Annotated in this window: 10 protein-coding genes; 9 read left to right on the top strand and 1 reads right to left on the bottom strand. The window is 64.6% G+C overall.

The features are described 5' to 3' along the window. Positions 1–203: 203 nt before the first annotated feature. Together AC1DW9_RS10985 and AC1DW9_RS10980 are read left to right on the top strand one after the other, a co-directional pair. A complete protein-coding gene (locus AC1DW9_RS10985) occupies positions 204–1328 on the top strand; it encodes a Ppx/GppA phosphatase family protein (protein WP_441505944.1) in 1125 nt (374 codons plus the stop codon). A gap of 65 nt (positions 1329–1393) precedes the next feature. Then, positions 1394–2110 carry an RlmE family RNA methyltransferase gene (locus tag AC1DW9_RS10980; RefSeq protein WP_113515802.1) on the top strand — a complete coding sequence of 239 codons (717 nt, stop codon included), beginning with the start codon at positions 1394–1396 and terminating at the stop codon, positions 2108–2110. A gap of 87 nt (positions 2111–2197) precedes the next feature. Here AC1DW9_RS10980 and AC1DW9_RS10975 read toward each other — a convergent pair whose 3' ends face one another. Further along, positions 2198–3637, bottom strand: coding sequence for an MFS transporter (locus AC1DW9_RS10975; RefSeq protein ID WP_441505945.1), 1440 nt, complete (start codon positions 3635–3637; stop codon positions 2198–2200). A 275-nt stretch (positions 3638–3912) separates the two neighbouring features. Between AC1DW9_RS10975 and guaB the strand changes: the two genes are divergently transcribed. The 7 genes from guaB to AC1DW9_RS10940 all read left to right on the top strand — a co-directional run bounded on the left by guaB (position 3913) and on the right by AC1DW9_RS10940 (position 14329). Continuing rightward, entirely contained in the window at positions 3913–5406 is a 1494-nt protein-coding gene (gene guaB, locus AC1DW9_RS10970) for an IMP dehydrogenase (RefSeq protein ID WP_441489739.1), read from the top strand. A 234-nt stretch (positions 5407–5640) separates the two neighbouring features. Continuing rightward, positions 5641–6051, top strand: coding sequence for an MAPEG family protein (locus AC1DW9_RS10965; protein ID WP_476855086.1), 411 nt, complete (start codon positions 5641–5643; stop codon positions 6049–6051). Positions 6052–6255: 204 nt separating this feature from the next. Then, positions 6256–7509 carry an efflux RND transporter periplasmic adaptor subunit gene (locus AC1DW9_RS10960; RefSeq protein WP_441489737.1) on the top strand — a complete coding sequence of 418 codons (1254 nt, stop codon included), beginning with the start codon at positions 6256–6258 and terminating at the stop codon, positions 7507–7509. Next, entirely contained in the window at positions 7509–10649 is a 3141-nt protein-coding gene (locus AC1DW9_RS10955) for an efflux RND transporter permease subunit (RefSeq protein ID WP_441505947.1), read from the top strand. Before AC1DW9_RS10960 ends, AC1DW9_RS10955 begins: the two co-directional genes overlap by 1 nt. A 271-nt stretch (positions 10650–10920) precedes the next feature. Continuing rightward, positions 10921–11847, top strand: coding sequence for a DUF2865 domain-containing protein (locus AC1DW9_RS10950; RefSeq protein ID WP_476768347.1), 927 nt, complete (start codon positions 10921–10923; stop codon positions 11845–11847). A 152-nt stretch (positions 11848–11999) separates the two neighbouring features. Beyond that, the gene (locus AC1DW9_RS10945; protein ID WP_441505949.1) at positions 12000–13097 is read left to right on the top strand and encodes a DUF2865 domain-containing protein; all 1098 of its coding nucleotides are present in this window, start codon (positions 12000–12002) and stop codon (positions 13095–13097) included. 218 nt (positions 13098–13315) lie between these two features. Beyond that, a complete protein-coding gene (locus AC1DW9_RS10940; RefSeq protein ID WP_441505950.1) occupies positions 13316–14329 on the top strand; it encodes an extracellular solute-binding protein in 1014 nt (337 codons plus the stop codon). Positions 14330–14346: the final 17 nt, after the last annotated feature.

Genomic DNA, 14346 nt, shown 5'->3' with positions numbered 1-14346 from the left:
AGCAGTGGTCCTTCCCAGTGGCGGCCCGTCCGATCCGGGCTTGCCCCGAACTTGGCCGAAGCGTGTCGCCGCAGGCAAGCACTCCACCGACAAATGAACAGCGCACAGGTTCCGCTTGGCATCTTCATCAGGCTCTTGTTACGCTTCACCCGAAGCAAGCGGCCGGAGCGTGCAAACCGCGGCCGACGAGGGGTCAAAACACGGTGACGGTCGAGGACCGCCAGGATCGGGATATCGCGCTCGCGGTATCCCCAGGGGTTGATGGCGCCGATCCGCGCCCGATCGGCTCGTCTCCCCTCGGCCCTGCCCCCGTCACGCAAACCTATTACGCGCCCTCGCGCCATCCGGTCGCGACCTATGCCGCGCTCGATCTCGGCACCAATAATTGCCGGCTGCTGATCGCCCGCCCGGCCCAACATGGCTTTCGCGTCGTCGATGCCTTTTCCCGCATCGTTCGCCTGGGCGAAGGGCTTACAGCGAGCGGGCGGCTTGCCGATGCGGCGATGGACCGGGCGGTCGAAGCCCTGAAGATCTGCAAGAGCAAAATGACCCATCGCGGCGTCAGCCGCGCGCGCCTGGTCACGACCGAGGCCTGCCGGGCCGCCACCAACGGGCTCGACTTCGTCCGCCGGGTCGCTGCGGAAGCCGATCTCGAGCTTGAGATCGTCGACCAGCGGACCGAGGCGTCCCTGGCCGTCACCGGTTGCGCTGCGCTGGCCCATCCCACGGCGGAAGGCGTGATCGTCTTCGATATCGGCGGCGGCTCGACCGAGATCGTCTGGATGGGCGGGCGCTCGCAGGCGCGCGACCCGGCGGGTCGCATCCGCGAATGGGCCTCGCTGCCGATGGGCGTCGTCTCTGTCGCCGAGCGCTATGGCGGCGTCGATGTCGGGCGTGAAAAATTCGAGCGCATGGTCGATGATTGCAGCGCTGCCTTGAAGCCATTCGCGACGCGCGCTGCGGCGGCAAAGGACGCCGCCGGTTTCCATCTGCTTGGCACGTCGGGCACCGTCACCACCGTCGCCGGCATCCATCTCGGCCTGCCGCGCTATGACCGGCGTCTGGTCGACGGGCTGTGGATGGACGAGACGGATATCCTCGCCGTCATCGACCGGCTGGTCGATATGGACTATGCCGCCCGCTCGGCCAATGCCTGCATCGGCCGCGAGCGGGCCGATCTCGTGCTTGCCGGCTGTGCGATCTTCGAGGCGATCAGGCGCGCCTTCCCGAGCCGGAAAGTGCGCATCGCCGACCGCGGCCTGCGCGAGGGCATCCTGCTCCGGATGATGCATGAAGATCGCGCCTGGTGGCGCCGCAGGCAGGCATGACGTAAGTCCACGGGAAGGAAGCCCCGTAGCCATGAGCACCACCAAGAGATGAGCACCACCCAGCAATGAGCACCACCAAAGGCGGCACCGGCGCCCGCGATATGCGGGTCAAGGTGAAGAAGGCCGGCAAGCTCAAGCATTCCTCGCAGCTCTGGCTCGAACGCCAGCTCAACGACCCCTATGTCAAGCGGGCGAAGGAGCGCGGTTTTCGTTCGCGCGCGGCGTTCAAGCTCGAGGAGATGGACGACCGCTACAAGTTCCTGAAGACCGGCCAGAAGCTGATCGACCTCGGCTGCGCGCCAGGCGGCTGGTGCCAGGTCGCGGCGCAGCGCATCGGGCTCGAGCGGGGCAAGGGCGCGATCGTCGGCATCGACCTGCTGCACGTCGATCCGATCCCCGGCGTCGATCTCATCGAGATGGATTTCATGGCCGACGAGGCCCCTGCCCTGCTGACCGAGCGGCTAGGCGGCCGGGCCGATGGCGTGATGTCGGACATGGCGGCCAACACCACCGGCCACAAGAAGACCGACCATCTCAAGATCATCGCGCTGGCCGAGGCCGCGCTGGAATTCGCCTATTCGATTCTGGCTCCCGGCGGCTTCTTCCTGGCAAAGCTGTTCCAGGGCGGCGAAAGCGCCGAGCTGCTCGCCATGCTCAAGCGCGACTTCACCACCGTGCGCAACGTCAAGCCGGCAGCGAGCCGGGCGGATTCCTCGGAACTCTACGTGCTGGCGACCGGCTATCGTCGCAAGGAACAGCCGGCAGCGGACACAGAGGGCTGATCTGCCTTCCGAACGCACCAGGGGGAGGTCTAGACGGCGCCCCCTGCTTACCCCCTCGCCTGAGCGCTGGAGTTGCCGGCCAGCCCTTCAGTCCAGCGGCTTCTGATCCTCGATTGCCTGGGCCGTTGCCTTGCGCGCGCTGAGCGGTGCGTGACCGGAAACCTCGGCGCCGGCATCGGGGGCAAGCCGCGTCATCCAGAGGGCCGACGAGGCCGAAATCAGCCCGACCAGCACGAAGGCCGGCCAGAAATCATGCGCACCCAGCGCCTTGCCGCCGTTCAGCATGTTCGCCGCCTCCAGTGCGAATGCGCCGATCGTGATCCCGAGGCTGAGCGACAATTGCTGCGCCACGCTGGAGAGGCTGGTCGCGCTCGACATGTCCCGGTTCGAGACATCGGCATAGCTCAGCGCATTGATGCCGGTGAATTGCAGCGAGCGGAAGCACCCACCGATCAGCAGCACGCTGAGCATCAGCCATTGCGGTGTCGTCGGCGTGAACAGCCCGGATGCTGACAGGAAGGCCGATCCGATCAGCGCATTGAAGATCAGGACATGGCGGAAGCCGAACCGCGCCAGGATCGTCTTGGCCAGCGTCTTCATGATCATGGCGCCGGCGGCGGACGCAAACGTGATCAGGCCGGAATGCAGCGCGTCATAGCCAAAGCCGAGCTGAAGCATCAGCGGCAGCAGGAAGGGGATCGCCCCGATGCCGACCCGGAAGATCGAGCCGCCGAGCACGCCGATCCGGTAGGTCGGGATCTTGAAGAGCGAGAGATTCAGGACCGGATAGGCCGTTCGGCGCGCATGCCAGAGATAGGTCATCAGCGAGGCCAGGCCCGCGATCACGAAGCCGATCGAGGCTTCGATCGGCACCAGATGCCGGCCGCCGGTCGCAAGCCCCAGCATCAGCGCCGCGAAGCCGAAGGCCGACAGCATGAAGCCCCGGAGATCGAGCGGCGCAACGTCCTCCTCGCGGACATCCTCGAAGAAGCGGCTCGCCAGAACGATGCCGATCAGCCCGATCGGGATATTGATGAAGAAGATCCAGCGCCAGTCGAAATAGGTGGTGATGAAGCCACCCAGCGGCGGCCCGACCACCGGCCCGACCAGGGCCGGCACGGTCAGATAGGCCAGCGCACTGACGAGCTGCGATTTCTCGACGCTGCGCAGGATCACCAGCCGACCGACGGGCACCATCATGGCACCGCCCATGCCCTGAACGAAGCGCGCGCCGACGAAAGCCCCGAGCGAATTCGAGATCGCACACAGGATCGAGCCAAGCATGAAGACGCCGAGCGCCGTGCGGAAAATCGTGCGGGCGCCGTAGCGATCGGCCATCCAGCCCGAGATCGGGATGAAAACCGCGAGGCTGACGAGATAGGAGGTCAGCGCCAGCTTGAGCGCGATCGGGTCCTCGCCCAGCGATTGCGCGATCACCGGCAGCGAGGTCGCAATCACGGTGGAGTCGGTGTTCTCCATGAACAGCGCGCAGGCGACGATCAGGGGCAGGAGTTTGGCGCGTTGCACGGATAAGGAACCTTGCGGCCCGGAGCCGGGATCGGAGAGTTTTGTTCTTTGCCACGCCGGATGTGGCATGAACACGGCCATTTTGCCTGGATCGCGAAGAGACGCTCTGCGCCTGTCGCATGAGTCGCGTTATCGCAGCGCAGCATAATCCGCCTCAATTTCGGCTGAGGCCACTAGCGGCGATGCCGCACGCATGATATCGGGCCTCGTCAACTCGGTAGCGGGCGCATGTTGTCGCCCACCCTGAAATGCCCCGCATGGGCTTGGAGTTGGCGATGGCAAGCATCAGTGACACCCTCATCCGCGACGGCCTGACCTTCGACGACGTCCTGCTCGAGCCGGGGCCGTCCGAAGTGATGCCGGCCGACGTCAATATCTCGACCAAGCTCACCAAGACGATCTCGCTCAACCTGCCGATCATCGCCTCGGCGATGGACACGGTGACCGAGGCCAGGATGGCGATTGCCATGGCGCAGGCCGGCGGCCTCGGCGTCGTCCACCGCAATCTGGAGGCCGACCAGCAGGCCGCGCAGGTGCGGCTCGTCAAGAAATTCGAATCGGGCATGGTCGCCAACCCGATCACGATCTTCCCGGACGAGACACTGGGCGACGCGCTTGCTCTGATGCGGCACCATTCGATCTCGGGCATCCCCGTGGTCGAGCGCGGCCCGCAGGGACACAAGGGCAAGCTCGTCGGCATCCTGACCAACCGCGATGTCCGCTTCGCCGACCGCCCCGAGCAGCCCGTCGCCGAGATCATGACCAAGGATCGCCTGATCACGGTGCGCGAAGGCGTGACCCAGGAGGAGGCACGCCGCCTGCTCCACCAGTTCCGCATCGAGAAGCTGCTGGTCGTCGATGATCATTTCCGCTGCATCGGCCTGATCACCGTCAAGGACATGGAGAAGCAGGTCGCCCACCCGCATGCCGCCAAGGACGCGCAGGGTCGTCTCCTGGTTGCAGCGGCGACTACGACCGGCGATCTCGGCTTCGAGCGCTCCGAGCTGCTGATCGACGCCGGTGTCGACATCATCGTCGTCGACACCGCCCATGGCCATTCCGCCAAGGTGCTGGAAGCGGTCACCCGGGTGAAGAAACTCTCCAATACCGTTCAGATCATTGCCGGCAACGTTGCCACCGCGTCCGGTGCGCAGGCTCTCATCGATGCCGGCGCCGACGCGATCAAGGTCGGCATCGGGCCGGGCTCGATCTGCACCACCCGCATCGTCGCGGGCGTCGGCGTGCCGCAGCTCACCGCGGTGATGGACGCAGCCTCGGCGGCGAGCAAGGCGGGCATTCCGGTCATCGCCGATGGCGGCATCAAATATTCCGGCGACCTCGCCAAGGCGCTGGCCGCCGGCGCCTCCTGCGCCATGGTCGGCTCGCTGCTTGCCGGCACAGACGAAACGCCGGGCGAAACCTTCCTCTACCAGGGGCGCTCCTACAAATCCTATCGCGGCATGGGCTCGGTCGGCGCGATGGCGCGCGGCTCGGCCGACCGCTACTTCCAGCAGGACATCAAGGATGCCCTGAAGCTGGTGCCGGAAGGCATCGAGGGTCAGGTCGCCTATAAGGGGCCGGTCTCCGGCGTGCTGCACCAGCTCGCGGGCGGCTTGCGGGCTGCGATGGGCTATGTCGGCGGGCGCGATCTTGCCGACTACCAGTCCAAGGCCCGGTTTATCCGCATCACCAGTGCCGGCCTGCGCGAGAGCCATGTCCACGATGTCACCATCGTGCGCGAAAGCCCGAACTACCCGACGCGATCCTGAGGCCCAGGCCTCGCCGATACCATCGTGACGCCGATTGGCCCTCATACCGCGAAATTGCCCCAAGAGCATGCTGCGAAAAAGTGGCAACGGTTTTCGCACTGAGCATGCTCTAAACTATGAGAATCGATCACGTTTTCTGCGTTTGGACGATTTCGTCCAAACGCAGCGTGATCTGCCGGCAACCTCCCGGGGTGAGGGTTTTCCTTTGCATGAACAGCGAGAGGCGAGCCGCCCATGACGATCCAATTGGTCTACCCCGCCCTGGCTCAGATCCTGTGGACCTTCGTCGTGCTCGGCATCCTGTTCCAGCGCCGTCGTGTCGCCTTCCGGAACAAGGAGGTCGGGATGGCCGATATCGCGGTCTCGACCGAGCGCTATCCGGAGCGTGCCCGCCTCGCCGCTGCGAACTATGCCAATCAGTTCGAGACGCCGGTCATTTTCTTCGCGCTGATCATGCTCGCCATGGAGGTCGGCGCGACCGGCACGGTGATTGTTGCCCTTGCCTGGGMCTTCGTGCTGACGCGCATCGTGCACACCTTGATCCATACCGGGTCCAACCGGGTCCCAGTGCGCGCGGCTGTGTTTGCTCTGGGTGTCGCCTGCCTGTTCTGCATGACGGTCGGCATTGTCGTTACGGTACTTTGACATGCTCGTGCGGCGTGCAATGTTCGCAGACGCACGTCCGCAAGATATACTCTGTCACATCCTCGCTACATCGTGAGACAAACGCTGTTTCGCGCTTGCGCCCAAAACCACCTGCCGGCATGCTAAATGCTTGCGGCTAGGACGGTTTAGGGACGACCGTTCCAAATGGTACAGAGTCTGTCCCGCTCTGGCGCAAGGTTTCGCATGGCTGTCTTGTCTTTCGGGCGCGTTGTTGTCGTGGCCGCCGTCGGCGCGGTCGCAGCTGGCGCGGGTCTCCATTATTCCGGCCGATCAGTCCCTCCTCCGCTCGATCGCATTCCCTACGGAAAGATCATCCCGCCCTATGCCCAGCCGGCCCAGCAGGCCGCGGCCCCATCATCACGCGCTTCGGGACAACAACGCCCACCCGTGACGATCGTCACGGCCAAGGCTGAACGCCGGCCGATGCCGGTCAGGCTCGACGCGATCGGCACCGTGCAGGCACTCTCGAGCGTTGCGGTGCGCTCGCGCGTCGATACGCAGATCATAGAGGTCGGCTTCCCCGATGGCGGCTATGTGAAGAAGGGCGACATGCTCTTCCGCCTCGACTCCCGCCTCGCGGAAGCGCTGCTGAAACAGGCCGAAGCGGGTGTTGCCCGCGACAAGGCCTCGCTCGCCTCCGCCGAAGCCGATCTGCGCCGGGCGGAAGAACTCGCCAAGCGCGATTTCGCCACCGACCAGCGTCTCGACACCGCCCGCACCCAGGTCGCGACGCTCAAGGCCAGCGTCCGTGGCGGTGAGGCAGCGGTCGACGCCCTCAAGGTCCAGCTGACCTATTACACCATCACCGCCCCGGTTTCGGGCCGGATTGGCGTAGCCGGCCTCAAGGAAGGCAATATCGCCAAGACCGGCGACAATTCGACCACGCTGGTGACGATCAACCAGATCGATCCGATCTATGTCAGCTTCGCCCTGCCGCAGCGCCAGCTGTCCAGCATCCGCGAAGCGATGAATGCCGGCACGGCCGTGGCGGTTGCCACGCAGCAGGGTGCGAGCCGCGGCGTCGAGGGCAAGATCGCGGTCATCGACAATCTCGTCGATGCGACGACCGGCACGATCCAGATGCGCGCGATCTTCAACAATCCTGACGAGACCCTGTGGCCCGGCGCCCTCTGCCAGGTCCGCCTGACCCTGCGTGTCGAGCCCGATGCGCTGACCGTGCCCCGCGAAGCCGTCCAGAACGGCCAGAACGGCACCTTCGTCTTCGTGATCGAGGACGGCGTCGCCCGCGCCCGCCCGGTCACCGTCGACCGCACCATCGATGACCGCGTCGTACTTGCGTCGGGCCTGAAGGGCGACGAGACGGTCGTCATCGACGGCCAGCTCCTGCTGACCGATGGCGCCCGCGCGGTCGAGCGCAACCGGGGCGGCCAGAGGCCGCCGCCCAACCAGACCTCGCAGCGCGGGAGTGCTGGCTGATGAACCTCCCGGAGGCCTGCATCCGTCGTCCGGTGATGACGACACTCCTGATGGCAACCTTTCTGATCTTCGGGTTGTTCGCCTTCAAACAGCTTCCGGTCGCGGCATTGCCGCGGGTCGATTTCCCGACGATCAATGTCAGCGCCCGCCTGCCGGGCGCGAGCCCCGAATCGATGGCCTCCTCGGTCGCCGCACCGCTGGAGCGCGAATTCGCCTCGATCTCGGGCATCACCTCGATGTCCTCGGTCTCGCAGCTCGGCGCGACCTCGATCACGCTGCAATTCGACCTCAACCGCAATATCGACGGCGCAGCGCTCGACGTGCAGGCCGCGCTGAGTGCCACCGCTCGTCGGCTGCCGCCGGAGCTGCCCTCGCCACCCAGCTTCAGGAAGGTCAATCCGGCCGACCAGCCGGTGCTGTTCATGGTGCTGACCTCGGCGACGAAACCGCTCTACGAAGTCCATGAATTCGGCGAGAACATCCTGCAGCAGCAGATCTCGCAATTGCCTGGCGTCGCGCAGGTCAACATCTTCGGCGCGCAGAAATACGCCGTGCGCGTACAGGTCAATCCCGACGCCGTCTCGGCTCGCGGCCTGGCACTGAGCGATGTCCGCAATGCGATCGCCGCCGCCAACTCCAATTCCCCGGTCGGCACGCTCAATGGCGAGAACCAGCGCCTGACGCTCGGCGCCACGGGCCAGATGGAGCGCGCCGCCGAGTACGGCAACCTCATCATCTCGCAGAAGAACGGCGTGCCGATCCGCCTCGAGGACGTGGCACAGGTCTACGACTCCGTCGAGAACAACCAGACCGGCAGCTGGTTCAACGGGCAGCGCTCGATCATGCTGGCGGTCTATCGTCAGTCCGACGCCAACACCGTCGAGGTCGTCGACAGCATCAAGTCCAGGCTCGAGGCCTATCGCGAGCAACTTCCAGCCGCGATGGAACTCAATGTCCTGAACGACCGCTCGATCCCGATCCGGGAGGCGGTGGAGGATGTCGAGGTCTCGCTGATGATCGCGATCGCGCTCGTGATCATGGTGATCTTCCTGTTCCTGAAGAGCCTGGCCGCGACGCTGATTCCGACGCTCGCCCTGCCGATTTCGCTGGTCGGTACCTTCGCGATCATGCACGCGCTCGGCTATTCGCTCGACAACATCTCGCTGCTCGCACTGACGCTCGCGGTCGGCTTCGTCGTCGATGACGCCATCGTCATGCTGGAAAACATCATCCGGCATATCGAGATGGGCAAGAAACCGTTCCAGGCGGCCCTCGACGGCTCGCGCGAGATCGGCTTCACCATTCTCTCGATCACCATTTCGCTCGTTGCCGTCTTCATTCCCGTCTTCTTCATGGGCGGGGTCGTCGGCAAGGTTTTCACGGAGTTTGCCGGCACGATCGCGGCCGCGATCATCGTCTCGGGCTTCGTCTCCCTGACCCTCACCCCGATGCTCTGCGCCCGTTTCCTCAAGGCGCATGATCACCACAAGAAGCCGAACCTGATCGAGCGCGTCTTCGAGGCCGGCTTCCAGGGGATGCTGGGCGCCTACCGCTGGACCCTGGATTGCGTGCTGAAGGCGCGCATCCTGATGCTGATCTTCACGCTGGCGACGGTCTATATCTCGGCGCAGATGTATATCGACATCCCGAAGGGCTTCTTCCCGACCGAGGATACCGGCCTCCTGCGCGCATCGACCGAAGGCCCGCCCGACACGTCATTCGAGGCGATGGCGGCGCGCCAGATCCGCATCGCCGAAATCGTCAAGGCCGATCCGGCAGTCGATTATCTGACGTCGAATATCGGCGGCTTCAACGCCACCAATAACGGCTTCATGTTCATCGCGCTCAAGCCCAAGGATCAGCGCGAGAAGGCCGAGGTGGTGATCTCGCGGTTGAGGCGCGCGACCGGCGACGTGCCGGGTATCACTGCGGTGTTCCAGCAGGTGCAGAACATCAACCTCAACGCCGGCCGGTCGTCACGCGCGCAGTACCTCTATTCGCTGCAAGGACCGGACCTGAATGCGCTCTTCGCCTATGCTCCGCTGATGCAGCAGCGGCTCGCGCGGCTTCCGCAGCTGCGCGATGCCAATATCGATCTGCAGTTGCGCAACCCGCAGCTCTCGATCGACATCGACCGCGAACGCGCCGCGAGCCTGGGCATTTCCAGTGACCAGATCCGGCAGGCACTGGGCAACGCTTTCGGCTCGCGCCAGATCGCGACGATATTCACCCCCTCGACCGATTATCAGGTCATCATGGAGGCCAATCGCGCCTATCAGCAGGATCCCGCTGTGCTCTCGCGGTTGCTGCTCAAGGCTGCGAACGGCCTGAACGTGCCGTTGGAAACGGTGGCGACGATCAAGCCCAGCGTCGGCCCGCTCGCGGTGAACCGCATTTCGCAGCAGCCGGCGGTGACAATCTCGTTCAACACGGCGCCGGGCATCTCGCTTGGCGACGCCGTCAACGCCATCCGCGCGGCCGAGCGCGACGTCAATCTGCCGGCCTCGATCGTGACGAGCTTCGCCGGTTCCGCCCAGCTGTTCCAGGATGCGCTGAAGGGGCAAGGCCTGCTGATCTTCGCCGCAATCCTGGTGATCTACATCATCCTCGGCATTCTCTACGAGAGCTTCATCCACCCGATCACCATCCTCTCCGGCCTCCCCTCTGCCGGCCTCGGAGCGCTGCTCGCCCTGCAGTATTTCAACATGGACCTGTCGGTGATCGCGATCATCGGCATCCTGATGCTGGTCGGCATCGTCAAGAAGAACGCGATCATGATGGTCGATTTCGCGATCGAGCGTCGTAAACAGGGGGACGACGCGTTGACCGCCATCCGCGAGGCGGCGCTTGTCCGCTTCCGTCCGATCATGATGACGAGCTTTGCCGCGATCTTCGGCGTGCTTCCCATCGCACTCGGCGCGGGCGCCGGCGCCGAGCTCCGGCAGCCGCTCGGCATCGCCGTGGTCGGCGGATTGATCGTCTCGCAGCTGCTGACGCTCTACATCACGCCGGTGATCTATTTCTACCTCGACAAGGTCGACACCTGGCTCTCCGGCCGCAGTCGCGGCGAGCGCGAGAGCGTGCCCAGCTCCGCTGTGCCCGTAGCCATCCCGCAGGCGGTGCGCGGCCCGGACCTCTGAGGGCGGTCAAAGCCTCCCTCTCAATCGTTCCTGCGCCACGAACTTCGCATCTCCTGCAGTTCGTGGCGTATTTCTGCAGAATGCATCAAAGGCAACCTTGTGCCTTAAAGCGGAGAGAACGGCGGCTTGCATAACGCTGGGTGAGTGATCCCTGCCATAAGCAAAGTCGTCGATGTTCCGCATAAGAAATGCCGTGCCGCTGTCGGGCCATACTCCGCCCGGAATCCATCCGTCTCCTTCCCGAAGGGCCGCTCTGACGCGGTATGCAGCCATGGTGCTGCTCGGATTGGTTCTCGGAGCGAGCGGCACGGCGCTGACCGTCACCCTCGTTCGGGCTGGTGATGACGCCGGCGTTCGTGCCTTCCATCTTCAGGAAGCAGCGAGACGTGCGCCCAGTGCCGCGGCCTTGACCTATGCTCCGGTCAGTTCAGGCTGGAGGCTGCCGCTCTTCGGCTCATACCCGGATGGCCGGATCGAACATCCCCCCGTCCTGCGCGAACGCGGCAAGCCGCGCGATGGAGCGACCGTAAGCACTCTCCGTGCAACGGCCCGTTACGATACCGGATCAGGCGCCTCCCGCACCATTTGCGTACGGATGTGCGACGGCTATCACATGCCGCTTGGCCATTTGCGATCGCAAGCTGACTGGCCGGCGCATGAGGCCCTTTGCACGGCGATGAATCCCGGCATCCCGGTCAAGGTCTTCCGCGTTCCTGCCGGCGCCGCGGATATCGACGGCGCCGTGGCCTCCGACGGCAGGACCTATGGCTCCCTGCCCGTTGCCTATGGTCACGAGACATCGTCCGACCCGGGCTGCAGGCCCACCGTCCCGTCTGCCGGTGATCGCCGTGTCTCTCTTCTGCGGGATTTCACCCTGCGCCCAGGCGACTCGGTGGTGCTTGATGGCAAGGTGACAACCTTTGAGGGCTCTTCCACCTGGCCTTACAACCCGAGGAATTTCCGCGATTTTCGGTCGTCGAACGAACTCAACGCCAATCAACGCCGGATGATCGACGACACGGTCGGCGTTTCCAGCCGTGAAGGCCAGATGCTGGCCCTGCGTCGCGACATGACGGTGCGGGAGGCGAAGATCGGTGATGCCACCACGATCGAGCTGCGCGGCCGTTTCGAGAGCGGCTCAGGTGAAACCGCAACCGCCTCGAACATGCAGCGCATCGTCATTTCGCCGGAAAGCTGAACCCCTCTCCAGGCATTTTGGCCGGGCACGCTGCGTTAAGCATCGCGCCCGTTTTGCATGCGCGAACGCCGACGGGCCGTTGATGATTAACGAAAAGTAAACTACACCCCAAGGGCGGCGGACGAAGAACAAGCGCGAGTGGAGTAGACGCGATGTTTCGTGTCCGTGAGATCCCCGACCGGGAAGACCCACCATTAGGCAGCCCTGTCCCCGTCGTTGCGCTGGAGCGTAATGCTCACGGCAAGAAACGAACGGGCCGCTTCGCGGCGATGACTGCGCTTGGCCTTGTGCTCGGAGCGGGTGGCGCGATCGGCACGATCTCGCTCGTCCAGGCTGGCGACGATGCCGGCGTCCGCGACTTTCAGCTCCAGGAAGCGGCGAACCGCCGTGCTATGCGCGCCCCGCAAGCCGGCGCCTATCATGCCCCCATCGCCTATGCGCCCGCGCGTGGCATCTGGAACCTGCCCCTGACGCGCAGCGTACCGAACGGGCGCATCGCGCACCCGCCCGTGGTCTTGAACCCTTTCAGGACGGTCGAACCTCCGCGTCAGGCGGCCCGGCGCCCCACGACGCAGCACAGCGTTGCACGCCTCGATACCGTCTCCGGCAGTGGACATGGCGCGCGCACCATCTGCGTGCGGCTCTGCGACGGCTTTCATGCGCCGATCGGCAATCTGAATGCCCAGTCTGACCTAACGGCACACGACGCCCTCTGCCGGGCGATGAACCCCGGCGTCCCGGTCAAGGTCTTCCGCGTTCCCGCCGGTGCCAGCACGATCGACGGCGCCGTTTCGGCAGATGGCAAGACCTATGGCTCGCTCCCCGTTGCCTATGGCCATGAGAAATCCTCTGATCCAGCCTGCCGGCCGGCGATTGTCGCCAGCGGCGAGCGCCGCGTCTCGCTGTTGCGCGATATCACGCTTCGTCCCGGCGACAGCGTCGTTCTGGACGGCAAGGTCACGACCTTCACGGGCTCGTCGCAGTGGCCCTATAGCCGGCGCGATTTCGTCGATTTCAGATCGGCGCGGGAACTCAGTGCCGGCGATCGGCGCGGCATCGACGAGCGGGTCGGCATTTCACGCGTCGAAGCGCAGATGCAGGCGCTGCGCCGCAAGCTGCGCACGCGCGAAGCCTCGCTTCGTGACGAGACCGTGATGAGCGATGCAATCGAATTGCGCGGCTCGATCGATCCGCCAACGCGCGGGCCGGTCCGCGTGATCGCCGGGCCGGCGTTCCGGCTTTTGCCTTAGTTCCAACAGGCCTGCCGGCCGACTTTCGGCGGCCCGATGTCAGTCTTGGGCGCTGGTTCGAAGGCGCATCTTCTTTGAATTAATCTAAAGAGGATGCAATTTAGAAAACCTATAAGCAATTGATCTATAACGCTTTTCAATTGACCGCCCTAGCGTCAGGCAATACCGCTCCAGCACCACGAACGTGCAGAGGGCATCTACGCCCGAAGGAGCGAACCATGATCGACAAAACTCGCCTGTCCCTCATCGCCCTGGCGTCCTGCCTGCTCGCTACCCCGGTCCTGGCCCAGAGCGTCAATCTCTACACGACGCGCGAGCCGGCCCTGCTCAATCCCGTCGTCGAGGCCTTCACCAAGGACACCGGCATCAAGGTCAACACGGTGTTCCTGAAGGACGGGCTCGAGGAGCGCATCAAGGCCGAGGGCGCAAACAGCCCGGCCGATGTCATGATCATGGTCGACGCCGCGCAGATGATCTCGGCCGCCAATGCCGGCGTCACCCAGCCGATCAAGTCTGCGGCCGTCGACAAGATCGTCCCGGCGCAGCTGCGCGATCCGCAGGATAACTGGGTCACCCTGACCAAGCGCGCCCGCATCGTCGTCGTCTCGAAGGATCGCGTGCCGCAGGATGCGATCACCTATGAGGACCTCGCCGACCCGAAGTGGAAGGGCAAGTTCTGCATCCGCGGCGGTCAGCACCCCTACAACAACGCTCTCTTTGCCGCCTATCTCGCGCGCAACGGCGCCGACAAGACCGAGACGTGGCTCAAGGCACTCAAGGCCAACACCGCGCGCAAGCCGGGCGGCGGCGACCGTGAAGTCGCGCGCGACATCCAGTCCGGGCTCTGCGATATCGCAGTGATCAATACCTACTATATCGGCCTGATGAGCATTGCCGCGAACGAGCAGAAGGGCTGGTTCGAGGCGATCAAGCCGCTGAAGACCACCTTCGCCAATGGCGGCACCCATGTGAACATCTCGGGCGCCGCCATCGCCAAACACGCCCCCAATCGTGAAAACGCGGTCAAGCTGATCGAGTACATGCTTGGCGACAAGGCGCAGACCATCTATGCCGACGGCAATTTCGAGTTCCCGGTCAACCCGGACGTCAAGGAAAGCGCCGCTGTGAAGCTGCTGGGCAAGGTCAATGTCGATACCACCCCGCTGACCGAGATCGGCAAGAACCGCAAGGCGGCCGCTGACCTCGTCGACAAGGTCGGCTTCGACAATTGAGCCTGTCTCCCACGGCT

This window comes from Allobosea sp. P4_E12 (genome assembly GCF_056401655.1).
The sequence above is the reverse complement of the archived record's forward strand: the minus strand, read 5'-3'. Positions and strand labels throughout refer to the sequence as shown.

Coding starts and splice junctions, on each gene's coding strand:
- AC1DW9_RS10980 (WP_113515802.1), top strand. CDS start 1,394: ATGAGCACCACCAAAGGCGGCACCGGCGCCCGCGATATGCGGGTCAAG.
- guaB (WP_441489739.1), top strand. CDS start 3,913: ATGGCAAGCATCAGTGACACCCTCATCCGCGACGGCCTGACCTTCGAC.
- AC1DW9_RS10960 (WP_441489737.1), top strand. CDS start 6,256: ATGGCTGTCTTGTCTTTCGGGCGCGTTGTTGTCGTGGCCGCCGTCGGC.
- AC1DW9_RS10955 (WP_441505947.1), top strand. CDS start 7,509: ATGAACCTCCCGGAGGCCTGCATCCGTCGTCCGGTGATGACGACACTC.
- AC1DW9_RS10950 (WP_476768347.1), top strand. CDS start 10,921: ATGGTGCTGCTCGGATTGGTTCTCGGAGCGAGCGGCACGGCGCTGACC.
- AC1DW9_RS10945 (WP_441505949.1), top strand. CDS start 12,000: ATGTTTCGTGTCCGTGAGATCCCCGACCGGGAAGACCCACCATTAGGC.
- AC1DW9_RS10940 (WP_441505950.1), top strand. CDS start 13,316: ATGATCGACAAAACTCGCCTGTCCCTCATCGCCCTGGCGTCCTGCCTG.